Origin of the sequence: Streptomyces sp. NPDC020597, from assembly GCF_044335095.1 — a bacterium.
Lineage (GTDB): Bacteria > Actinomycetota > Actinomycetes > Streptomycetales > Streptomycetaceae > Streptomyces.
The window spans coordinates 37,189-59,582 of record NZ_JBIRUL010000026.1 but is presented as its reverse complement, the minus strand read 5'-3'; the positions used below and the strand labels follow the sequence as shown (position 1 = coordinate 59,582).

Genomic DNA, 22,394 nt, shown 5'->3' with positions numbered 1-22,394 from the left:
CGCCCGCATCGGCGTCGCGGGTCGGCGCCCGCCCGCCCCGGCAGGCGTACGGGACCGTCGCGGGGTCAGTTCCACAGCGGGTAGGTGACGACGCGGGCGAGCTGTTCCGGCCGCTCGCCCGGGTAGGCCAGGGTGATCCTGGTGTAGTGCTGCAGCCGGGGGTTCTTCTTCCAGGGCTGCGGCCGGTCCAGCTTGACGGTGACGGCGTACCGGTGGAAGGCGCCCGCCGCACAGTACGGATCGCAGTCGTTGACGACGTTGACCCCGGTGGCCCGGGCCGAGCCGGCGCCCCAGCCGGCCCAGTGCAACGAGACCAGTCGGCTGTTGCCGTCGCCGCAGGCCAGGACGAAGTTGCCGGGCCGCACCCGGGCGTGCCAGAAGCAGTCGACCAGGACCGGTGCGGTCGCCTGGCGGGCCGAGGCCGCTCGGGCCGCGGGCGGTGAAGCGGCCCGCGTCGCCGCTGCCGATCCGACCGCCGCGGTCAGGCCCAGCGCCGCACAGAGCGTGACCGTGGTTCGCGTCGTGTGTCGCGTGTGTCGCATCGTGGCTCCCAGCCGCCCGAGCCGGGGCCCGGCTGTGTGCCGGGCCCCGGCGAGGTGCGGTGTCGACGCTACGACGGGAAGCGGCGGAGGGCCACTCGAACGGGTCAGCGGCCGCGCGGGCGCACGGGACCCGCCGTCCCGCTGCGTCGACTGCACTCACGGCCGAACGCGCGGGGGTGGCCCGCCGTGCCGCGACACCCTCACTCCGCCCGCTTTCCTCCTTCGGGCGCCGGCCCCGGCGCCGACGGCTGAAAACGTGCGTCGAGCAGGCGAAATCCGCAGACGGTCATGGTCATTTCAAGCCGTTGTCTTGGCATTCCCATGACAAAACTGTGCACCCGGTGCCACGCTGCTGCCGAAGTTCACCATTCCTTCACGTCCGCATCACGCGGAGCACCTGTCACCCACCCCCCACCTCCTTCCACCCCCCAACTGTGCAGCGCTCCGGATCGGCCCCATCCCGCCGGTCCGCCCCCACCTCGGCCGTCATCACGGCCGGCCCTCGCACTGAAGGAGAAACCGTTGCCCCGGCGACACCTGCCCATCCTCGGGCGCAGACGCACCACCGCTCTCGCCCTCTCCGCCGCCGCCACCCTGCTGACCCTCGGGGTCCAGACGGGCACCGGCGTCGCGGCCCCCGCCCGGCCCGGCACGGCCGGCATCACCGCGACGCCCCGCGCGGGCGCCGCGCCGGCGCCCCTGTCAGCGGCCGGCCGCGCCTCGCTCATCAAGAGCGCGCAGGCCGACGCCGGCGCCGAGGCCCGACGGCTCGCCCTCGGGACCCAGGAGAAGCTCCTCGTCAAGGACGTCGTCAAGGACGCCGACGGCACCACCCACACCCGATACGAGCGCACCTACGCCGGACTTCCGGTCCTCGGCGGCGACCTGGTCGTCCACGCCGGCAAGAGCCGGACCACCGTGACCAGGGCGAGCGGCGCGACCCTCACGCTGCCCTCCCTCACCCCGAAGCTCGCCGCCTCCCAGGCCGCCGGCAAGGCTCTCGCGGCCGCGAGGAACGCCGAGGTCAAGGGCTCCGAGACGGAACGCGCGCCCCGCCTGGTCGTCTGGGCCGGAACCGCGAAGCCCGTCCTCGCCTGGGAGACGGTCGTCGAAGGCGTGCAGCAGGACGGCACCCCCAGCGAACTCCAGGTCGTGACCGACGCGACCACGGGCAAGCAGATCCTCGCCGCCGAGAAGGTCCACACCGGCACCGGCACCGGCCAGTTCAGCGGCACGGTCCCGCTGGGCACCACGCTGTCCGGATCGACGTACCAGCTCGTCGACGGCGGGCGCGCGGGACACAAGACCTACGACCTGAACCAGGGCACGTCCGGCACCGGAACGCTGTTCACGGACGACAACGATGTCTGGGGCAACGGTCTGCCGTCCAACCGGCAGACCGCGGGCGTCGACGTGGCCTTCGGCGCCGCCGCCACCTGGGACTACTACAAGGACGTGTTCGGCCGCAACGGCATCCGCAACGACGGCGTCGCCGCCTACAGCCGAGCCCATTACGGCAGCAACTACGTCAACGCCTTCTGGCAGGACAGCTGCTTCTGCATGACCTACGGCGACGGGTCGGGCAACACGCACCCGCTGACCTCCCTCGACGTGGCAGCCCACGAGATGAGCCACGGCGTCACCGCCGCCACCGCCAACCTCACCTACTCGGGCGAGTCCGGCGGCCTCAACGAGGCGACCTCCGACATCTTCGCCGCGGCCGTCGAGTTCCACGCCGGCCTCGCCGCGGATCCCGGCGACTACCTCGTCGGCGAGAAGATCGACATCAACGGCGACGGCACCCCGCTGCGTTACATGGACAAGCCCTCCAAGGACGGCTCCTCCCGCGACAACTGGAGCTCCACCCTCGGCGGCGTCGACGTCCACTACTCCTCGGGCCCCGCGAACCACTTCTTCTACCTGCTCTCCGAGGGCAGCGGCGCGAAGACCGTCAACGGCGTGTCCTACGACAGCCCGACCTACGACGGGCGGCCGGTCGCCGGCATCGGCATCGAGAACGCCGCCGCCGTCTGGTACCGGGCGCTGACGACGTACATGACCTCGTCGACCAACTACGCCGGCGCCCGGACCGCGACCCTCCAGGCGGCGAGCGACCTGTTCGGCGCGTACAGCCCGGCCTACCTCGCCGTGGCCGACTCCTGGGCCGCCATCAACGTCGGCAGCCGGATAGCCCTCGGCGTCAACGTCGCCCCGATCGCCGACCAGACCAGCGGCATCGGCCAAGCGGTCAGCCTCCAGGTGGACGCCTACACCACCAACTCCGGCGCGGGTCTCACCTACGAGGCGACCGGTCTGCCCGACGGTCTGAGCATCAGCCCGAGCGGCCTCATCACCGGCACGCCCACCGCCCTGGGCAGCAGCGACGTCACCGTCAAGGTCACCGACAGCACGGGCGCCTCCGTCACGGACGACTTCACCTGGCGGATCGCGTACATCTACGCCAACGCGGGCCGGGTGGACATCCCCGACAACGGCGCCGCCGTGGAGTCGCCGGTCACCATCACCGGCCGCGACGGCAACGCCTCCGCCACCACCTCGGTGTACGTCAACATCGTCCACACGTACCGCGGTGACCTGACCGTCGACCTCGTCGGCCCCAACGGCACCGTCTACTCCCTCCTCAACCGCAGCGGCGGCTCCGCCGACGACGTCGACCAGACGTTCACCGTCGACGCCTCCGGCCAGCCCCTGAACGGAACCTGGAAGCTGCGCGTCCAGGACCGTGCGTCGATCGACGTCGGATACATCCAGCGCTGGCAGCTCACCCCCTGACACCACCCCGCCCCACACCGCCGCCCGGGTCCTCCCAGACCCGGGCGGCGGTGCGTCCGGGGCCATCTCTTCGGGGACGAATGGGTGTCGACCCCGATGGCGTGCACCCCCGGCGGCACCTGATCGTGCAGGGAGACCCACTGCTCCGGGCCCGCCCGAACGCACCGAGCCCTGCCCCCGGGCCCGTCCGCCCACGTCCGCAGGAGAGTCGCCCATCCCCTCCGGCCACGGACCCGGACCGGCCGCGCGCGCCGACGCACACCGTGTCCGTCTCCGGTGGACCCCACGCCCCGGCTGCCGCGTCCACGCACGGTTCCGCCGCGTCCGCGCACCGGCCCCGGCGAGGGAGCGAACCATGTCCGGCGCCGACGACCGGTGCCTTCCTCAGCGTCCCCAGGCGGTGCAGCCCGACGGGCCGTCCACGAGCTCGAAGCAGACCCGCGCCTCGGCCGCCCGGTCGATGCCGGTCATCAGGGTGTACTGGTAGTGGCCCGGCACGGAGACCTGCCGCGACTGGTTCCGCCCGTCGGCGGTGACGACCCGGATCCGGTCTCCGTCGCGGGGCCCCACGACGCGGCCCCAGGCGGCCCGGCAGGCCGGACTGACGCGCAACTCGACCGTCCGCCCGGCGACCTCCCGCTGCGCGCGGGTCTCCGCGTCGGTCCAGCAGTCGGTGTCCTGCTGTTCGGGGTCACGGTCCGTGCAGGTCTCGCCGCTGCACGGCCCGGTGCCGGGCGCCGTCGCCCGACTCCCGGGTCCGACGCCGTACGTCCAGTCCGTCCACGCCCCCACGCCCAGCGCGCCGGCCAGCGCGGCCACCGCCGCGGCGAGCACGGCGGCTCTTCGGCGCAGCGCCGGCTCGAAGCGTCCGTAGGGCGGGCGAGGCACCGCCTCCGCCTGCGCCGGGCCCGAGGTGCCCGTCACCCCGACCGCCGGAGTCCCGGAGCCGCCTGTGTCGTCTTTGCCGCACGTGCCGTCCGCGTCGCCTGCGCTGTCTGTGTCGCGCGCTTCGTGTGCTTCGCGGGCGTCGCGTCCGCTCCAGGCGCGGTCGGCGAGCAGCCACAGCGCCAGCAGCCGCGCCGGATCCGCACCGCTCACCTTCGCCAGCGCCTCCACCGCGTCCCGGGGCGGCAGGGCCTTGCCGTTGAGGTAGCGCTCCCAGGACGACTTGCTGTAGGCCGTCCTCGCCGCGAGCGCGGCATAGCTCAACCCGGTGCCCTCCTTGGCCTCCCGCAGCCGCTCGACGAGGTGGCGGACCTCGGGCGCGGCCGCTCGTGACGAGCCATCCGGGAGGGGTCCGGGGCCGTCAGCCACCCGGTTTCCTGAGCTCGCGCCAGGTCATCGGACCCACGATTCCGTCGGCGTCGAGTCCGCGGGACCGCTGGAACCCCTGCACCGCCGCGCGGGTGTTGGGCCCGAACGACCCGTCGATCCCCTTCGGGTCGAAGCCGTGCCGCCGGACGAGGCACTGCACCTCGGCGACCGCCTCGACCGTGGCGCCGACGCCGTACTGGTCGGTGAGCGTCGTGCTGTGACCGGAGTAGAGGCGGCCGTCGAGCACCGTGAAGTGGCAGGGAAAGGTCTTGGCGGAGTACGAGGAAGTCGGCACGTGCGTGATCGCGGCCGTCGCCTCCTGGGACCCCGGCCCGGCCGACGACGTCCAGGACCACGCGGCGCACAGGACCCCCGCCGCCACCACGACGACTGCCGCCGCGATCGGTCTGCGCCCGCGCAGGACGCGCCGGGGGTGCAACGGCCCGGGCGCGGGAGCCGTTTCCGCCGATGCCGATGCCGATGCCGATGCCGATGCCGATGCGTGTGCCGACCGGGGCCCAGTGTGCGGGTCGTGCCGCCCGGCCGGCGTGCCGGCGGTCGGCCGCTTCTGCGGCCCCGGGCCGTCGGCGGCGTCGCCCGGACCCGAGGGCGAGGGCCGCGCGCCCCGGGCGGGCGCGGACGCGGCCACCTCCCACAGCGTCGTCAGACCGATCAGGTCGCCGCCGCAGACCTGGGCCATCGTCTCGACGGCGTGCCGGGGCGGAACCGCCTTCCCGTTGAGGTACCGCTCCCAGGACGACCTGCTGTACGACGTCCTGCTCGCCAGCGCGGCCAGGCTCAGCCCGCTGTGGTCCTTCACCTGGCGCAACTGCACGACGAGGCGCCGGACCTGCGGGTCCAGCGCCTCGGGCAGCGCCTTCCACCGGGACATACCCCACCCTCTTCGCGTACGCCGTCCTGTGCGGTTGCCGAAGCGGCTCCAGCGTACGGAGAGACGACCGAACCCTCCGCACGGGTTGCCCCTTTCACATCCACGACTCCTTCACCACGCGGACGCGTTCGGCGCTCCGGGCGGCTTCCCTGCGGCTTCCGTCCGGCTTCCGCCCGGATCGGCGGGGGGATGTACGCCGTCCTTGCCCAACCGGCTCTGGAACTCCGCATGTTCAGCCGGCGGGAGCCCGTCTCACGTGCGCCGGGGCTGCGGTACGACGCCGCCCGCGACCTGGGCCAGCGGGGTGCCGCGTGCCCACAACAGGAGACGGGGGCCGTCGATGAGGCAGGTACGGCCGTCGCGCGAGGCCCACACCTCGTCCCGGTGGGTGAAGGCCCCCCGGTGCACCACGAGCCGCAGCGGGGGACCGGACGGACCTCGCCGTCGCAGCCGTGCCCGGCAGGAACAGGACGACTCCTCGTCGGGCAGCGGCTCCGCCACGGGGCGGAACGCCACGTCGAGCAACCGCCCCCGGCCGTCGCGGGCGGCGAGATGAGGCGTGTCGTGGCGTGGCGGAGGCAGCACCCGCCAGCCGTCGCGGCGCAGCATCCGGGCCACGGCCAGGACCAGGGCCGGCATGTCCAGTTCCGCCAGTTCCTGTGCGGTGTAGTAACCGCTGCGCCGGCGGGCCGGCCGTCGGGAACGGCGGCGTAGGACGACGGCCGCGGCCACCGGCGGCAGGAGCGCCCACGCGCACGCGGTCCAGCCGACGGCACGGGAGAGCAGCGCGAGTCCGGTGAGCAGGGCGCAGGAGGCGGCGACCGCGGCGGCGAGAACGGGCAGCACCTCGCGCAGTCGAGGTCCGTAGCGTCCCGACGCACGGAGTTCGCGCACCGTCCGGCGGCGCCGGGCGCGCGCGGACTCGCGGGCCCGGGCCCGCTCCCGCCTGTGTGCCATCAGGGTCGGCCCCCCACCCCCGCACGGCTCTGTGTGGATGCTGCATACCCGCCACGTCGTCACATGTGCCCGTACGCCGCTTTCCGCCAGTTTCTTGGCCGAGAGTGCGTCTCGTGACGGCGCCGTGGCCGGCCGTCGCACAGCGCCCGCCCGTCCGGCGGGTGTTGTCAGTGGTGGATGTCAGGCTGTCGGTCATGGACGAGACTGAGTTCCTGCGAGGCCGGGTGTACGGCGCCGACCACGACGACGCCGGCCCCCGCCCGGGCCGCGCGTACGCGCAACTGGTGGGCGGGCCGCTGGACGGACTGCTCCTCGACGTCACGGACCGGCCCGACCACGACCTGCGCGAGGTGGCGCTGACCACGGAGATCGGGCGCTACGGTCCCGGCGGCCGTGCCCTCTACGGGCGGCGCGCCGCCGACGGCCGTCGCTTCGACTGGCGGGGCGACGCCCCGGCCGCCGACTGAGCGGGCGCGAGGACAAGGGGAAGGGTGGCTTCCATCGGGGCGGGGTGATCAAATATGCGGATGTCCACAGGTTCCGTTTCCGCCTCTCACGTCACCGCCGCACGGCCGGCGGTCCGTCATGGCTGGCACAAGCTCCTCATCGCTCTCTTCCTCCTGGGGCGCGCCGCCCGCGTTCCGGCCGCGATGGCCGCGACGACCGGGGAGACCGCTTCGGGTTGGTGGCTCGTGGTGTGGGAGGTGCTGGCGCTCGGCCTGGCCGCCTTCGCCGTCAGCGAGTGGGAGATCCTCAGGTCGGCCGGCTGGCGGATGCGTGTGTCGCAGTGGATCTGCATGGTCGTCTTCCATGTCGGCCTCACGGGCTTCCTGAGCTCGCTCTTCATCCAGTGGTGGTTCTGAGACCGGTTCCCGGGGGCCCGTCCGTAGTGCGCTGACGGGTTTTTGTTCGATCGTACGAACATGGCTTCGATGGGGTTACATCTGCGACCTGTGCTTGATAGGAAACTTTCCTGTCAGTTGTACGTCGCGTCACCCCACCCCCCACTCCTCACCTGGAGCCACTGTGGTGCACCCATCGCGGCCTCTCGACGGCCCGGCCCCCACCTCCCGCCGCTTCTTCCTCGCCCTCGCCGGGGCGCTGGCGGCCGCCCCCCTCCTCGACGTCCGGGGAGCCGCAGCGGCGCCCGCGGCCCGCGGCCTCGACGACCCGGCGAAGAAGGAGATCGCCATGAAACTGGTGTCGAGCGCGGAGAACTCCTCGCTCGACTGGAAGGCGCAGTACAAGTACATCGAGGACATCGGCGACGGCCGCGGATACACCGCCGGCATCATCGGGTTCTGCTCCGGCACCGGCGACATGCTCGATCTCGTGGAGCTCTACGCCGACCGCAGGCCCGGCAACGTCCTCGCGAAGTACCTGCCCGCCCTGCGTTCCGTGAACGGCACCGACTCGCACGCCGGGCTCGACCCGAACTACCCCAGGGACTGGCGCAAGGCCGCTCAGGACGCCGCGTTCCAGCAGGCCCAGAACGACGAACGCGACCGGGTCTACTTCGATCCCGCCGTCCGCCAGGGCAGGACGGACGGTCTGCGCGCCCTGGGCCAGTTCGCCTACTACGACGCCATCGTCATGCACGGCGACGGCGGCGACCCCACCAGCTTCCGCAGCATCCGCAAGCGCGCGCTGAACAGGGCGAAGCCGCCGGCCCAGGGCGGCGACGAGACGACGTACCTCAACGCCTTCCTCGACGCCCGGGTCTGGGCGATGAAGCAGGAGGAGGCGCACAGCGACACCAGCCGCGTCGACACGGCTCAGCGCGTCTTCCTCCGCAAGGGCAACCTCGATCTCGAGCCGCCCCTCGACTGGAAGGTGTACGGCGACAGCTACCACCTCGGCTGACCCGGACCGCGTCACCGGGGGCCGCCGGTGACGCGGACGCGGGGCCCGCGTCACGGCCGGTACGCCGTACGGCCGTCGCCGTGACGCCGGGGGTGCGGGCTCGATCTCCGCCGGTCGCCGCCCGGACGATCCTCAGTCCGGCGGCGGCCACGCGTCCACCACGCGGAACCCGGTGCGGCCCAGGGTCAGGACCCCGTCGGTGAGCGGTGTGCAGCGCACGCCGCCCCTGCCGCGCAGCGCACGCTGGGCGCCGGGGCCGACGGTGACGTCCATCCACGCGCAGGGCCGTGCCGGACGGTTCACGGCGAAGGCGAGGGGGCCGCCGACTCCGTCCAGCACGATCGTCGAGCCGACGCAGGAGTCGACGTCCACGCCGCGCAGCAGGATGTTGCGGCGGGTGTGCGGCAGCCCGACGGCCGGGTCGATGTGCCGGGGCAGGTTCTCGGCGGACATGACGGTCACCGACGCGTCCCTGTGGGCCGGGCGGCCGAAGTAGCGGTCACCGACCAGGCCGAGGCCGCGGCGTACCTCGACCTGCGCCACCCGCTCGTCGTCCGGGCCCGGTGCGGGTCCGTCGGCCGGACGCCCCGCGAGCCGGTGCGACGCGGACACCAACAGCTCCACCACCTCGACCTCCGTCATGGCCCCAGCCTAGGGCCGGTGGCGACGGCCGGTGCGTCCCGAGGGCGCGCACCGGCCGCAGCCGTCGGCGGCGGCGTCAGGGACGCAGCGGGAGCGTGGCGCAGTCGGACGTGGCAGGCCGGCCGTCGAGCCGGTCGGTCAGCCAGGAGATCGCCTCCCCCTGGTCGACGATCAACGGCGTGAAGTGGTTGATCAGTGCCCGGCCCAGACCGGGCAGGATCACCGGCTTGTAGGTCACGGAGGCGCCCTTGGCGCACCAGGCGACGGCGAGGGCGCGCGCCTGCGCGTGCGGCACCAGGTCGTCGGCGGTGCCGGTCGCCACCCGCACCGGGGACGCCGGTGTGCGGGCGCCGATGCGCTGGTCGGCCAGGAACGCCTTGAGCCTCGGCTCCGACTCGACGACGGCGCTGAGGGAACGCCCGTCGGTCGTCCAGGCGTTGCTGCGCGCCGAGTTGTAGGCGAGGAGGGCGTCGCCGACGCACATGGTCGACAGGTCCTCGAGCGCGGCCCGGCCCGCGTCGTTCAGGTGCGCCCGGGCGATCGGCTCGAGTTCGGGGTCGGACTGCAGGAAGCCGTTGACCGACCAGCCCAGCGCGCCGGCCAGGTCGCTGCCGTCGATGGCCTTGGTGACGGCGACCAGGTCGGCGGGCGGCGCGCCGCTGTACGTCCCGGCGAGGGTGACGTCCGGGGCGTAGGAGGGCTGGAGTTCGGCGGCGGCGGCCGTGGCCCCGCCCCCCTGGCTGTAGCCGTACAGCGCCACCCGGGAGCCGGCCGTCACCGAGGCGCCGGCGAGTGAGCGCGCGGCGCGGACGGCGTCGAGGACGGCATGCGCCTCGTCGACCCGGTTGACGTAGGTGTGCAGCCGGTCGGTCGCGCCCAGGCCGGTGTAGTCGGTGACGACGACGGCGATGCCGCGCGCCAGCAGGCGGTAGATCGCCAGGTTCTCGTAACCGACGGACAGCGTCTGCCCGTTGACCAGGAGCGGGCGTTCGAGACCGAGCGACGCGGCGCACTGGTCGCCCTGGCCCATGGTGCCGGGGGCCACCGCGGCCAGCGGCCGTGGCCCCCGGCCCTTCCAGCGCGCGGACGGCTCGATGTAGGCGCCGGTGACCGCCGTGGGCCGGCCGGCGGAGTCGGTGGACTTGTACATGAGCCGCGTCGCGGTGCCCGGCAGCGGTCCGTCGACCCCCGGCAGGCTCAGCGCCAGGGGGAGCGGTTCGGAGCGGATCAGCGCGCCGTCGGCCGCGGGAAGCGAGGCGGGCGGGGTGTAGAAGACGGGGATCGTGACGCCGCGGGAGACCACGGCCTCGGGCGGTGTCGAGGCGTCGGCCGGCACTGCGGTGACGCCGAGGCAGGCGGCAGCGGTGACGGCCGCGGCCAGCAGACGGGTGGGGGCGGGCATGGCGGACCTCCGGGGAGAGGGAGGCCGAGCCTTCGTCTTCGGCTCGGACGGAGGACGGCCCGGTGGGGTGCGGGCCGTGACGACCGAGCGGCCCGGAGCCGCGGTCGCCTCCGCTGCCCCGTACCGCTCTTAGACGAACTGTCAGGACCGTAGCGAGGGCATGGTTACCTCGGGTAGCCGTCGGCAGGTTACGGTTCGGTAATATGACCGCGCGGTAACATGTCCGAACTCTTTGTCGTGTCGGTCACGCTCATCGCTCGGAGCGTCCACAAGTGGCCTGTTGGCGACAATCTCTGACAAAACCAGAGCGCGGGACGTGGCGTCGCTAGCGTCCCGAGCCATGAACACCGACCGTATGCGCGGCGCGCGACCCGGCGGCGCCGCCCCGCAGGACGACGCCGACGTGCCGCCCCCGCCCGGCGTCCACCACTCCCCGACACAGACGGTGACCGCGGGCGACAACGCCAGGATCACGCAGAAGAACACCCAGATGAAATTCTCGGTCCCGGTCGTCGGGCCGCTGCTCAGTCTGGCCTTCGCCCACCCCGTGATCGCCGGCCTCACGGCCGTGGCGGTCGTCGGGGGAGGCGGCGCGGCGGTCTCGGCCGCCCTGCCCGACTCGACGCCCTCGCCGTCGACCGCGGTGGTCCGCGGCTTCGTCATGAAGGCCTCCGACGGCCAGACGGCGCCCACGGGCTACGACTTCACGCACTCCCCGCCCACGCTGGCCGACGCCGGCACGGACGCCGTCTACGCGCAGGGCGGATACCTGCTGTCCACCGCCGGCAAGCTGGCCGAGTGGCAGACGTCCCAGCCGCCCACCGCGCAGGGATGCCGCAAGGCCGTCGCCGAGCACCCCGTGCGCCGGACCGCGGTCGGCGTCGCCTACGTGATGTGCTATCTCGACCGCAACGGCGACCCCGGCTACATCTCCGTCACCGCCCACGACAACGACTCCGTCACGGTCGACACGGCCCATCTGCAGTGACCCGAGCACCGCCGAACGGCCCGTACGGACGGTGTGGTTGACTACGCGCGTGTTGCACGAGTCGGTCTTCCGCACCACGGACCTGCCGGTGGACGCCCGGTTCGAGGCGTGGGCGGAGCGCATGGGCCGTACTCACGCGCCCATGCGGCTCACCAGCGACCGAGCCGCGGACTACCGGGGCCTCCAACGCGTCATCGCACTGGGCGACGTGACCGTGTGGCCGGCCACCTTCGACCACCTGGTGTTCCGCCGCACCTCGAAACTCGTCCGCGCGTCGGATCCCGAGGTCTACCACCTCTCCCTCCTGCTGAAGGGTGAGGCCGCCGCCGACTGGGGGCGGCAGCAGGCGGCGTACCGCGTCAACGACTTCCACACCAACTCGTCCTCCTGCAGCTACGACATCCACACCGGCTCCGAGCCGGTCACCATGGTCGGCGTCGAGATCCCGCGGTCGCTGGTGGCCCTTCCCGGGCACCGCGTCGACCAGGTCATCGGACGCCACATATCAGGTCGCGAAGGCATCGGGGCACTGCTCGCGCAGTTCCTGCAGCACCTGGTGTCGGACACCGCCGTCTATCAGCCCTCGGACGCGCCCCGGTTGGGCGCGGTCGCCGCAGACCTCGTCACAGCCGTCTTCGCGCACGCCGCGGACGCCGACCTCAGGCTCTCGCCGGAAAGCCACAGCCGCACCCTCGCCCTCCAGATCAAGACGTTCATCGGCCGACGCCTGGGCGACCCCGACCTGACCCCCGCCGGCATCGCCGCGGCGCACCACATCTCCCGCAGCTACCTGTACCGCCTCTTCAGGGCCGAAGGCCTGGCCGTCGCCTCCTACATCCGCGACCGGCGCCTCGAACACGCCCGCCGCGACCTCGTCGACCCCCGGCTGCGCTCGCTGCCCGTCCACGCCGTCGCGGCACGCTGGGGCTTCCCCCGCGCCTCCGAGTTCAGCCGGGCGTTCCGCAGCGCGTACGGCGTCCCGCCCAGTGAACTGCGGGAGCAGGCGCTCACCGAGGCCTGACCCGCCGACCGCCGACCGCGACCGCGGGTCCCGGTCCCGGTGCGAGCCTGCCGTCAGCTGTGGACGCTGTGCCAAGCGGATGTGGACGCTCCGCCAACGACACACCGGGCATCCCTCGCGCATCATGGACACCCGCGGCACCGTCCGCAACCTGCGAAAGCCGTGCCAGGATCACCGGGGAGTCCTGGCACGGCCCGAGTGGTGAGGGCCCTGCCACGGGCGTACGGTCGAACGGTGGACCCGGCGGTGGACGCTTCCGTCCGCCGACCCCTCCTCAGGGCCCGCCTCCCGAGCGGACGAGGCGTCATGAGCAGCGTTCCCCAACCGACCTCAGCAGCCCGGACCGCCGCCCGCAAGGACGGCGGCGGCAACTCCATGGCGCTGCTGGTCATCGCCTCGTGCCAGCTGATGGTGGTCCTCGACATCACCATCGTGAACATCGCGCTGCCGGACATCCAACGCTCCCTGGACTTCTCCACGACGAGCCTGGCCTGGGTGGTCAACGCCTACACCCTCACCTTCGGCGGACTGCTGCTGCTCGGCGGGCGCACCGGCGACATCCTCGGCCGGCGGCGGGTGTTCGTCTTCGGCGTGCTCCTCTTCGTCCTCGCCTCGCTGCTGGGCGGCCTCGCCCAGAACGAGGCCCAACTCCTCTCCATGCGCGCCCTGCAGGGCGTCGGCGGAGCCATCGCGTCACCGACCGCGCTCGCCCTGGTCAGCACGACCTTCCGGGAAGGCCCGGAACGCAACCGGGCGTTCGGGGTCTTCGCCGCGGTCTCGGCGGGCGGCGGCGCGATCGGACTGCTCGCCGGCGGCATCCTCGTCGAGTACCTGAACTGGCGATGGGTCCTCTTCGTCAACGTCCCCATCGGGCTGCTGATCGCCCTGGCCACGCCCCGCTACATCAAGGAGTCCGAGCGTCATCCCGGCCGCTTCGACGTCGCCGGGGCGCTGACCTCCACCGTGGGCATGGTCCTGCTGGTGTACGGGTTCATCAGGGCCGCCCAGGAAGGGTGGCGGGACACGGTCACGGTGGCCTCGTTCGGCGCGGCCGTCGTCGTCCTCGCCGCGTTCGTCCTGATCGAGCGGCGTTCCCGGCAGCCGATCACGCCGCTGCACATGTTCGCCGACCGCAACCGGGCGGGCACGTACGGCATCATGCTGTGCCTGGCCGCCGCGATCTTCGGCATGTTCTTCTTCCTCACGCTCTTCGTGCAGAACGTGCTCGGATTCAGTCCGCTCGCGGCCGGGTTCGCCTTCCTCCCGGTGAGCGCGGTCATCGCGGTCGGCGCCGGACTGGCCTCACGGTTCCTGCCCAAGTACGGCCCCAAGCCGTTCATGGTGGTCGGCGCGGTGCTCGCGGCGGCCGGGCTGTCCTGGCTGACCCTCACGGACGTGCACTCGACGTACGCGGGCAGCGTCCTCGGTCCGATGCTCGTCTTCAGCCTCGGTATGGGCATGGAGTTCGTCTCCCTCACCCTCATGGCGCTCTCCAACGTCACTCCGCAGGAGACCGGGGCCGCCTCCGGTCTGCTCAACGCCACCCAGCAGGTGGGCGGTTCGCTCGGACTGTCCATCCTGGTCACCATGTTCGGCACGGCCAGCCGGAACGAGGCGGACCAGCAGGTCTCCGACTTCCTGGCGCAGGCGACGCCCGCCGAACGCCTGCGCTTCCGGCAGACCGGAGTGCTCCCCGACCCCTGGGGGGACGAGGTGCTCACCGCAGGCGTCTCGGCTGCCTTCGTCATGGCGGCGATCTTCACGGTCCTCGCCGCTCTGATCGCGCTCCTGGTCATCCAGGTCCGCCAGTCGGACCTGGAACGCCTCAAGGGCGGCTCGGTCCCGGGCGGAGTCTGAGCGCTCCCTGCCCGGCCGCGGCCGGCACCGGCGCCCGAAGGCGCCAGGGCCCGGGCCGGGACCGGCACCGGCACCGGGGAGGCCGGGGCGAGAGCGGGCCGCCCGGGCGTCGAGAGTCACCGCGTACGACCGGATGTCGCACCCCGCCAGGATCTCGCGCACCCCGGCAGCCGGGGCCCGCGCCGAGCGGACGGGTTTGGCACCGGAGTGAGGGGCAACGCGATGTCCATGAGCGAACCCAACAAGAAGACGAGTACCCGTACGAATCCCCCTACGAAGACGGACGCGGGCGACGGGGCCGCGGCGAAGCGGGCGACCGCCGCCAAGGCCCGCCACACCACCGCCAAGGCGACGGCTCCGGCCGCCCGCGCCGCGCGTGACGCCGCGGCGAAGACGGACGACGCCGCCGAGGCCGCGAAGACCGGTGTCCAGCGCACGGCCGAGGCGACGACCGGCGCGGTGCAGAGCGCGGCCCACAGCGCCGCGCGTGGCGTCGAGGCGAGCCGTCAGGCGATCGTCACGACCTCGGGCCAGGTCGCGACGACCGCCAGGACGGCCTGGACGGTCGTCGCGCAGCGCAAGCTGATCGCGGCCGGCGTGGGCGCGGGCCTGTCGGCGCTGACCGCCGCCTCGTACGCCGTCGGGCGCCGTTCGGCCCGCCACACGCACGGCCCCCTCACCCGGCTCACCGGCGGCCGGATCTGACCTCCCGCAGCCGTGCCTGCGAGCAGGGCCGCGCCCGGCCGGCCCCCGGTGCCCCCGCGCCCGGGGCCGGGGCCGTCCCCATGCCCCGCTGCGCACTCCGCCGGAACGGCCGCCCTTGCGAGCCCCTCGGAGCGCGACGTCGATCCGGGCGTGTGCCAGGGGCCGCCCGGCACCGTGTGAGAGGCGGACGGCACTCGGACGGCGCCGCACGTCTCGGACCCGCCCGGCGTCCGCGCCGGCGGGCTGCCTGCCGCCCCGTGCGGCGGCCACCACGACCGTCCCGTCCGCGCCGGCATCGACGACCGGCGTGACGGACCGGGCGCCCCCGCGTCCCGCAGGCCCCCGCGTCCCGCAGGCTCCCGCGTCCCGCAGGCCCGCGCGCCGAGCCCGGAGCGGACCGCCCGCGGCGGAACCGTCTTCAGGAAGCCGACCGCCGTCCGAAGTGCTGCCCGCCCGGCCGCGCCGACCACCCTTGGACGCGGCGCTCCCGACCTTCGGCCGACTGCGCTCCGCACCGGCCGCCGGGACCGTGGGGGACATGGCGGAAACCGAACGGATCAGCAGGGCCCGGTTCCTGACCGGGATGGCGGCGGTCGGCGCCGCGGGCGCGCTCGGGTCGGCGGTGCCGGCGCGGGCCGCGGAGCGGCAGTGCGCGGCAGAGCCCCGGAGCCCGGCCGGACGCCGGGCCGCCGAGCGGCAACGAGCGGGCGTGCGGCACCGGGGCGTCGTCTACACCGTGGGGGAGGGGGAGACCCCGGCCACGGGCTGGAGCGCCCAGCGAATGCGCGCGGACCTGCGGGCCATCCGCGACGACCTGCACGCCGACACGGTCGACGTCACCGGCGACGGCGTCGAGCGCCTCACGGCGACCGCCGCCGAGGCGGCCGAACTCGGCCTGCACATATGGCTGCAGCCCACCCTGGGCGACGCGCCCGCCCGGGACATCCTCGAACACCTCGCGGAGACCGGCCGGTTCGCGCAGCGGCTGCGGCGGCAGGGCGCGAGCGTCGACCTCGGAGTGGGCTGCGAGTTCTGGCTGTTCGTGCCCGGCATCGTGCCGGGCGACACGGTGCTCGAACGCGTGCGCAACCTGCTGAGCGGCGCGTACGACCCGGTGGTCTTCGAGCGGCGTCTCGCCGCCTTCACCGCCCGCGCGGCCAGGACGGGCCGCTCGGTCTTCGACGGCCGGCTCGGCTACGCCGCGGCGCAGGACGACCAGGTCGACTGGTCCCTGTTCGACATCGTGGGCATCGACTACTACTCGTTCTTCGCCCGGCCCGCCGACCACGTGCGGGAACTGCGCCGCTACGGACGCTTCGGCAAGCCCGTGGCCGTCACCGAGTTCGGCGCCTGCGCCTACGTGGGCGCGCCGCAGGCGGGCGGCATGGCCTGGGACGTCGTCGACCACGACAAGTGCCCCGAGGAGATCGAGGGCGGCCTGGTCCGCAGCGAACGCACCCAGGCCGACCACGTGTCCACGCTCCTCGACGTCTTCGAGGAGACGGGACTGTACGCGGCGATGGCCTTCGAGTTCGTCACCCCGGACGCCCCGCACCGCGCGGACGACTCCCGCTTCGACCTCGACATGGCCTCCTACGCCCTCACCAGGACCGTCCACCGGCGGCCGGGCCGTCCCGAGTCGGGCTGGCACTGGGAGCCCAAGGAGGCCTTCGACGCCGTGGCCCGCCACTACGCCCGCTGCGCGGCGGCCGGACGCCGGTGAGCCGGTCCCGACGGCCCAGCCGGGCCGGCGCGGCGCGCGAGGGCATGAAACCGCCGGACGCGGTTACCCCCTTGCCATGGCAGCGACATCGAACTCCGACCACGACCACGCCATGGCGCCGGTGTCCGGTCGGGACACGGCGGGCCCGGACGAGCAGGTGGAGCGGCGGGAACCGGGGGAGCCGGGTCAGTTGCCCAAGCGGTCGTGGTGGGCGGTGCTGAAAGGCACCGTCCGCGAGTTCCAGGACGACGAGCTCACGGACCGGGCGGCGGCGCTGACGTACTACGGCGTTCTGTCGATGTTCCCCGCCCTGCTGGTGCTGGTGTCGCTCCTGGGGCTGGCCGGAAAGTCGGCGACCGACGAGGTCCTCGCCAATCTCCGCAAGGTGGCGCCGGGTTCGGCCCGGGACATCGTCAGCGATGCGGTCACGGAGTTGCAGGGCCGGGGCGGCGTCGGCTCGGTCATGGCGGTGGTCGGCCTCGTCCTGGCGATCTGGTCGGCCTCCGGCTACACCGCGGCGTTCATCCGCAGCGCCAACGCCGTGTACGACATGCCGGAGGGGCGTCCCGTGTGGAAGGTGCTGCCGGTGCGCGTCGGCGTCACGGTGGTGCTGCTGGTGCTCGCCGTCGTCAGCGCGCTCATCGTGGTGTTCACCGGCGGACTGGCCCGCCAGGCCGGCGCCGCGCTGGGCATCGGCGACACGGCCCTGACCGTCTGGTCCATCGCCAAGTGGCCGGTGCTGATCGTCCTCGTCACGGTCATGATCGCCCTGCTGTACTGGGCGACGCCCAACGTGCGGGGGCGGGGCCTCAAGTGGATCACGCCGGGCAGCGTGCTGGCGCTGGTGCTGTGGCTGGTCGTCTCCGCCGGCTTCGCGTTCTACGTGGCCAACTTCGCCTCGTACAACAAGACGTACGGCACGCTCGCCGGCGTGATCGTCTTCCTGGTGTGGCTGTGGATCAGCAACATCGCGATCCTGCTGGGTCTGGAGTTCGACGCCGAACTGGCCCGGCAGCGAGCCGTCGCGGGCGGCCTGGCGGAGGACGACGAACCCTACGTCGAGCCGCGGGACACCCGCGCGTGGAGCGAGGAGGACCGGCGCCGGGCGGAGTGACGCACACCGGCGCCGTGGGTGTGCCTCACTCCGCCGGGACGGTTCAGCGGACCGGGAAGCCGAAGGAGTGCCCCTGCTGCTTCAGCCAGGGCAGGATCTCGCGCAGTGCGGTCACGGTCTGGGAGCGGTCACCGCCGGCGTCGTGGAAGAGGATGGTCGGGCCGTTGCCCACCTCGCGCTTGACGTTGGCGACGATGGCGGCGGCCCCGGGCCGCTCGAAGTCCTTGGTGTCGACGTTCCAGCCCAGCGGCCGCATCCCGCGGGAGGCGGCGAGATCCCGGCTGTAGGGGGTGAACGCGCCGCCCGGCGCCCGGTAGTACAGCGGGCGGACGCCACCGGACGCCTCGGTGATCATGCGTTCGGCGTCCAGGATCTGCTGGGACTGGTAGGCCTGCGGCTTGGCGTCCATGGACGTGTCGTGCGAGACGGAGTGGTCGCACAGCCGGTGGCCCGCCGCCACCACGGCCTTGACGAGGTCCGGGTGCGCCCGGGCCTGGGTGCCCACCATGCAGAAGGTCGCCTTCACCCCGTTCTCCCGCAGCACGTCGAGGACCTGGGGCGTCCACACGGGATCGGGGCCGTCGTCGATGGTGATGTTGACGCCCCGGGGCCCGCGGTCGGACGCGTGCGCGATGTCCACGGCGACCCGGGCCGGGGCGGACGCCGCCGGGGAGGGGCGCGCGGACGCGTCCGCTCCCGGGTCGGCTCCGCTGCCGTCGGCCTGCGCGGTCCACACCGAGGTGACCGCGGCCATCGCCGTGACCCCGATCGCCGCCGCGATTACCCGGCCGTACCAACCCCGCCCGCCATGCCGCGCCATGTCTGCCCTGCCCTTGTCGTCCCCGGTGGAGCCCCCTGCAGATGACAGGACGGGGAAAGGCGGTCGCGGGATCCCGCTGTTACCGATCACGCACATTTCTGCGGTCGTTCGGCGACGGACGAACGTCCGCGCGGGGAACGCGAAGCAGGGCCGGGCGCCGGCTCGGGGACGAGTCGGCGCCCGGCGTCATCGAGTGGTCGGACCGGGTGTCACCAGGTGTGGGCGACGTCCACCACGAGGTGGTCGGTCAGGCGCTGCACCCTGAACGGCAGCCGGGCGCGCACGCCGAGCCCGAACTGCGTCACGCCTTCGAAGCTCCCGCCGTAACGGGCGTCCCGGAAGGTGCTGTAGCCGGCGAGGCTCACGCCCGGCAGGGGCTGGCCGGGCCGCCCCGGGTAGGTGGGCGTGCCGGTCTCCGGGTTGTAGGCCGGGGCGTTGACACGCACCTCCAGGATCGCGCCGCCGCCGACGGGAATGGGCCGGCCCGACCCGTCCTGGTAGAGCTGGTCGACGTACGCGACGGAGAAGCCGAGCCGGGAGGCGCTCGCACCGGGAACGTCGACGACGAACCGGTCGTAGCAGTCGTGGCGGCCGGTCCGGACGTCGGTCACGGGGGTCGCCGTGCTGGTGACATAGGTTTCGGCCAGGCTGCCCCAGCCGGTGGGGCAGGCGGCGGCGCGGGCGGCGGTCGCAGGGGCGGCTTCGGCCGGAGCCACGGCAACGGCCAACGTGGCGGTCATGAGGGCTGCGGTGGCCCAGACGGTTCTGTTTCGCACCATGATCTCCCCCGAAGGAGTCGCGTGTCGGATATCCACAGAGACAACCTGAATGACCGGAAGGTTGCACTGTCTCGCGTCTTCTGTGCGATGCGCCAGGTGTTCCGGAGGCGGCAGGCCGGGCGGACGGCAGAGCCGGGCGGGAAGCGAGGGCTGTTCCGGCGGTTCGGGCGGCCGGGTGGACGGCCTGGCGGCGGGGAAACCGGCGCGGCCGCGGCGGCGCGGTCAGCGGCGGCCGCGCCGACCGCCTGCGGCGGTGCGGCGGGGCAGGTCGGACAGGCCTCTTTCGGCATGGACCAGTTGGGCCGTGAGGCTGGTCAGCCAGACCTCGAAGTCGACCAGGGCAGGCAGCGGTGACGCGGGCGGTCGCCCCGGTCGGGGGCGCCGCCCTCCGCCCTGCGGCGCGGACTGCCCGCCCGACGCGGGCTGCCCCTCGCCCGTCGGCGGCGGTTCCCCGGCGCACAGGGCGGCCAGTCGGCCGACGGCGCTCACCGCCGCCCGGGCATCGGCCCGCGCCCGAGCCGCGGCGGCCGGCGGCAGCGGGTCGGCGGGGAGGTCGAAACGGGGCAGCCAGTGGGCGCCGAGCAGTACCTGGTGGGTGGCGATGAGCACGCCGTGCCAGTCGGCGCCGACGGAGGCGCCGGCGCCGGGTTCGCTGCGGAACTGTGCGTAGGCGGACTCGGCCAGGCGCATCCGGTGCAGGGCGGGCAGGGTCGACGGAAGGGGCGCGGAGCCCGGTGGGACGGCCGTCAGCACCGCGAGGGTGCCGTCGATCAGCGGCCCGCACTCGCGCAACACACCGGCCATGGTCCGGCGCACCTCCCCCCGGGCGCCGGCCGGCCAGGCGAGCATCGCGCACAGCAGACCGATGGCGCTGCCGGTCACCACGTCCACGATCCGGGCCTCGGCCAACTGCCAGGAGGCCGGGGCGATCTGGGCGAACGCGGTGGCGACCACGAGCGTGAACAGGCCCTGCGCCCAGGCGATCCCGAGCAGCGGTCCGAGCGCGAACGCGACCAGCATGCCCGGCGCGAGCATCGCGGCGTAGGCGTCGGTGTGCTGCGAGAAGCCCACGAGCAGCGCGCCCGCCGCGACGGCCCCCACGAGGTTGCCGGCCACCGCCTTGCGGATGGCCGCCCAGGTCTCCCCGGCGGTGGTCCGGCTCAGCGTCAGCACCGCCAGCAGCACCCAGAACCCGTGGGTGAGCTCCAGCGAACCGGCGACCAGACGGGCCGCGCCGAGGGCCGCGGCGATCCGTACGGCGTTGTGGAACTGCACCGAGCGGGGCGTCGTGTTGCCGAGGAACCGGCGCGACCACAGCCGGGACGCCGGCGCCTCGGTGTACCAGAACAGCTCCCGCGGCTCGATCGGCCCGGTGCGCCGCCCGTCGAGGCCGACCCGTACGGCGATCTCCAGCACCCGCACCGATTCGGCGACGCCCAGCAGCGCCGCCTGGCGCCGCACCGGCGCCCATTCCGAGGCCGTCCCCGCGGAGGCCGTTCCAGCGGAGGCCGCCGAGGCCGTCGGCCACCGTGCCGGTGGGGAGGCGGACGGGGGCGTCGCGGACGGCGACGACGCGCTGTGCCGTTCACGCATCCCCTGGAAGGCCCTGATCGCCGCGTCCATGCGTTGCGGCCCGGGCCCGGCCCGACCCGCGCGCAGCTCCGCGGCCGTGTCGTCGCACCGGGCCACCAGCCGCGGCAGCAGCCACGCGCACGCCGTGTCACCCGGTGCGCCGTCCGCGCCGGCGTACGCTCGGCCGCCGTCGCGGAGCAGCTCGCGAAGGAGGCCCTGCTCGGTGAGATGAGCCAGCTGCTCCAGCAGCCGGCGCGCGGCGGAGCCCGCCTGGGACAGGCCGCGGTCCGCACGGCCGGGGCCCGCCGGGCGTTCGGCGGGCGGGATCTGCGAGAGCCGCAGCCGGGCGCCGGCGGCGCGCAGGACGTCGGGTGCGGGACCGGCGCGGCCGGCGAGGGTGTCGCCCGCGATCGACACGGCGCTCGCGAGACTCGACCGGTACGACTCGCCCGGGGGCCGCGGCAGCAGGAACCTCTCGCAGAGCGCCATCAGCACCACGCCCACAACCAGCCCCGTCAGGCGCGGTCCCAGGGTCTGCGGTGCGTAGGGCGGGAAGCAGGCCAGGATGTAGAAGAGCTGCAGGCCCGGCGCCGCCCCGGCCGGCCGGGGCCCCGCGACGGCCGCGAAGGCCAGGACGAAGCCCACGAGGAGCATGCCCAGCACGGCCGTCCAGGTGTGCACCGCCAGCACCGTGCCCAGCGTCACCAGCGCCAGACCTGCGGGCAGCGCCTCGAGCATGACGGCGGCCCGCTGACGTCCGGACCCCGGGATCGAGGACAGCAGCCCGAGTGAGATGGGCGCGAACAGGGAGTACAGCGCCGCCACCGGCTCGTCGAGCCCGTACAGGAAGGCGTAGAAGCCGAGGGAGGCGGACGAGGTCACCCGCACCGACCGGCGCAGGATCTCGGCCCGTGCGCCGCCGCCCGTCACCGGGTCCCCAGGCGGTGCGCGGTGTGCGAGCCGGCTGCCGGGAGCCGCTTCCGAGCCCGGTCCTCGGGCCGGCGCCGGTCCCGGACTGCCGACCGCCGGCGTACGAGGCAGCAGCCGGCGGCGAGCGTGCGGGGGGAGAGTCTCCACCGGGCGACCGAGGCGGTGACGCCGTACTCCGGGGCGATCCACCGGACCGCGAGGGTCCGCGCGCGAGGGCAGTCGGGCTGGAGGCGGAACAGGGCCGACGGGACCGCGAAGAAGGCGCCGGGGCGTGCGGCCGGGGAGAACGCAGCGCGCATAGCCAGGTTCCTCTCGCGCCGGGGCCGCCGAGGCGGGCGGGCCGGTCAGGCGCCCTACCCCCTCATTGTCGGCCGACGCGCTGCCCACCGCAGCCCGGCCCGCTCGACGGCCGCCCGCGGGGTACCGCGCGACCGTGTGCGGCGGTGCTTCGTGACCGTGCCCGGCCGAGGCGGCGCCCCG

At 73.9% G+C, this 22,394-nt stretch carries 20 protein-coding genes; 10 read left to right on the top strand and 10 right to left on the bottom strand.

Going from position 1 to position 22,394, the window contains the following annotated elements:
- Positions 1 to 65 precede the first annotated feature (65 nt).
- A complete protein-coding gene (locus tag ACH4ZA_RS31980; RefSeq protein ID WP_398432726.1) occupies positions 66 to 542 on the bottom strand; it encodes a hypothetical protein in 477 nt (158 codons plus the stop codon).
- A 522-nt stretch (positions 543 to 1,064) separates the two neighbouring features.
- On the opposite strand from ACH4ZA_RS31980, the gene ACH4ZA_RS31975 reads away from it, so the two are divergent.
- Complete coding sequence (locus ACH4ZA_RS31975; RefSeq protein ID WP_398432725.1) at positions 1,065 to 3,335, top strand: M4 family metallopeptidase; 2,271 nt, start codon at positions 1,065 to 1,067, stop codon at positions 3,333 to 3,335.
- 384 nt (positions 3,336 to 3,719) lie between these two features.
- Here the strand turns inward: ACH4ZA_RS31975 and ACH4ZA_RS31970 are convergent, their stop codons facing one another.
- The 3 genes from ACH4ZA_RS31970 to ACH4ZA_RS31960 form a co-directional block, all read right to left on the bottom strand.
- A complete protein-coding gene (locus ACH4ZA_RS31970; protein ID WP_398432724.1) occupies positions 3,720 to 4,649 on the bottom strand; it encodes a helix-turn-helix domain-containing protein in 930 nt (309 codons plus the stop codon).
- The gene (locus tag ACH4ZA_RS31965) at positions 4,642 to 5,541 is read right to left on the bottom strand and encodes a peptidoglycan-binding protein (protein ID WP_398432723.1); all 900 of its coding nucleotides are present in this window, start codon (positions 5,539 to 5,541) and stop codon (positions 4,642 to 4,644) included. The genes ACH4ZA_RS31970 and ACH4ZA_RS31965 overlap by 8 nt, the downstream gene beginning before the upstream one ends.
- 252 nt (positions 5,542 to 5,793) lie before the next feature.
- Positions 5,794 to 6,498 (bottom strand): hypothetical protein, encoded by a 705-nt coding sequence (locus tag ACH4ZA_RS31960; RefSeq protein WP_398432722.1) that lies wholly within the window; start codon positions 6,496 to 6,498, stop codon positions 5,794 to 5,796.
- Between the two features lie 194 nt (positions 6,499 to 6,692).
- Here ACH4ZA_RS31960 and ACH4ZA_RS31955 point away from each other — a divergent pair, with 194 nt between their 5' ends.
- The 3 genes from ACH4ZA_RS31955 to ACH4ZA_RS31945 all read left to right on the top strand — a co-directional run bounded on the left by ACH4ZA_RS31955 (position 6,693) and on the right by ACH4ZA_RS31945 (position 8,361).
- Positions 6,693 to 6,965 (top strand): hypothetical protein, encoded by a 273-nt coding sequence (locus ACH4ZA_RS31955; RefSeq protein ID WP_398432721.1) that lies wholly within the window; start codon positions 6,693 to 6,695, stop codon positions 6,963 to 6,965.
- A gap of 60 nt (positions 6,966 to 7,025) precedes the next feature.
- Complete coding sequence (locus ACH4ZA_RS31950; protein WP_398432720.1) at positions 7,026 to 7,361, top strand: hypothetical protein; 336 nt, start codon at positions 7,026 to 7,028, stop codon at positions 7,359 to 7,361.
- A 163-nt stretch (positions 7,362 to 7,524) separates the two neighbouring features.
- Positions 7,525 to 8,361, top strand: a complete 837-nt coding sequence (locus tag ACH4ZA_RS31945) for a chitosanase (protein ID WP_398432719.1) — start codon at positions 7,525 to 7,527, stop codon at positions 8,359 to 8,361.
- Between the two features lie 132 nt (positions 8,362 to 8,493).
- On the opposite strand, the gene ACH4ZA_RS31940 is transcribed toward ACH4ZA_RS31945, so the two are convergent.
- Entirely contained in the window at positions 8,494 to 9,003 is a 510-nt protein-coding gene (locus tag ACH4ZA_RS31940) for a molybdenum cofactor biosysynthesis protein (protein WP_398432718.1), read from the bottom strand.
- Positions 9,004 to 9,079: 76 nt separating this feature from the next.
- A complete protein-coding gene (locus tag ACH4ZA_RS31935; RefSeq protein ID WP_398432717.1) occupies positions 9,080 to 10,405 on the bottom strand; it encodes an alpha/beta fold hydrolase in 1,326 nt (441 codons plus the stop codon).
- A gap of 340 nt (positions 10,406 to 10,745) precedes the next feature.
- On the opposite strand from ACH4ZA_RS31935, the gene ACH4ZA_RS31930 reads away from it, so the two are divergent.
- The 6 genes from ACH4ZA_RS31930 to ACH4ZA_RS31905 all read left to right on the top strand — a co-directional run bounded on the left by ACH4ZA_RS31930 (position 10,746) and on the right by ACH4ZA_RS31905 (position 17,813).
- Positions 10,746 to 11,393: a hypothetical protein gene (locus ACH4ZA_RS31930; RefSeq protein ID WP_398432716.1), complete on the top strand. Its 648-nt coding sequence runs from the start codon at positions 10,746 to 10,748 to the stop codon at positions 11,391 to 11,393.
- A gap of 49 nt (positions 11,394 to 11,442) precedes the next feature.
- The gene (locus tag ACH4ZA_RS31925) at positions 11,443 to 12,414 is read left to right on the top strand and encodes a helix-turn-helix domain-containing protein (RefSeq protein WP_398432714.1); all 972 of its coding nucleotides are present in this window, start codon (positions 11,443 to 11,445) and stop codon (positions 12,412 to 12,414) included.
- Between the two features lie 375 nt (positions 12,415 to 12,789).
- The gene (locus tag ACH4ZA_RS31920; RefSeq protein WP_398432770.1) at positions 12,790 to 14,271 is read left to right on the top strand and encodes an MFS transporter; all 1,482 of its coding nucleotides are present in this window, start codon (positions 12,790 to 12,792) and stop codon (positions 14,269 to 14,271) included.
- A 222-nt stretch (positions 14,272 to 14,493) separates the two neighbouring features.
- Positions 14,494 to 14,976 (top strand): hypothetical protein, encoded by a 483-nt coding sequence (locus ACH4ZA_RS31915; protein WP_398432713.1) that lies wholly within the window; start codon positions 14,494 to 14,496, stop codon positions 14,974 to 14,976.
- A 538-nt stretch (positions 14,977 to 15,514) separates the two neighbouring features.
- A complete protein-coding gene (locus ACH4ZA_RS31910; RefSeq protein ID WP_398432712.1) occupies positions 15,515 to 16,699 on the top strand; it encodes an abortive phage infection protein in 1,185 nt (394 codons plus the stop codon).
- A gap of 76 nt (positions 16,700 to 16,775) precedes the next feature.
- Positions 16,776 to 17,813: a YihY/virulence factor BrkB family protein gene (locus tag ACH4ZA_RS31905; protein ID WP_398432711.1), complete on the top strand. Its 1,038-nt coding sequence runs from the start codon at positions 16,776 to 16,778 to the stop codon at positions 17,811 to 17,813.
- A gap of 43 nt (positions 17,814 to 17,856) precedes the next feature.
- Here the strand turns inward: ACH4ZA_RS31905 and ACH4ZA_RS31900 are convergent, their stop codons facing one another.
- From ACH4ZA_RS31900 to ACH4ZA_RS31885, 4 genes are all read right to left on the bottom strand, one after another.
- Complete coding sequence (locus ACH4ZA_RS31900; protein WP_398432710.1) at positions 17,857 to 18,633, bottom strand: polysaccharide deacetylase family protein; 777 nt, start codon at positions 18,631 to 18,633, stop codon at positions 17,857 to 17,859.
- Positions 18,634 to 18,842: 209 nt separating this feature from the next.
- On the bottom strand, positions 18,843 to 19,412 hold the full coding sequence (locus ACH4ZA_RS31895) for a hypothetical protein (RefSeq protein WP_398432709.1): 570 nt from the start codon (positions 19,410 to 19,412) through the stop codon (positions 18,843 to 18,845).
- A gap of 222 nt (positions 19,413 to 19,634) precedes the next feature.
- A complete protein-coding gene (locus tag ACH4ZA_RS31890) occupies positions 19,635 to 21,914 on the bottom strand; it encodes an FUSC family protein (protein WP_398432708.1) in 2,280 nt (759 codons plus the stop codon).
- Positions 21,911 to 22,213, bottom strand: a complete 303-nt coding sequence (locus ACH4ZA_RS31885) for a hypothetical protein (RefSeq protein ID WP_398432707.1) — start codon at positions 22,211 to 22,213, stop codon at positions 21,911 to 21,913. The genes ACH4ZA_RS31890 and ACH4ZA_RS31885 overlap by 4 nt, the downstream gene beginning before the upstream one ends.
- Between the last annotated feature and the right edge of the window lie 181 nt (positions 22,214 to 22,394).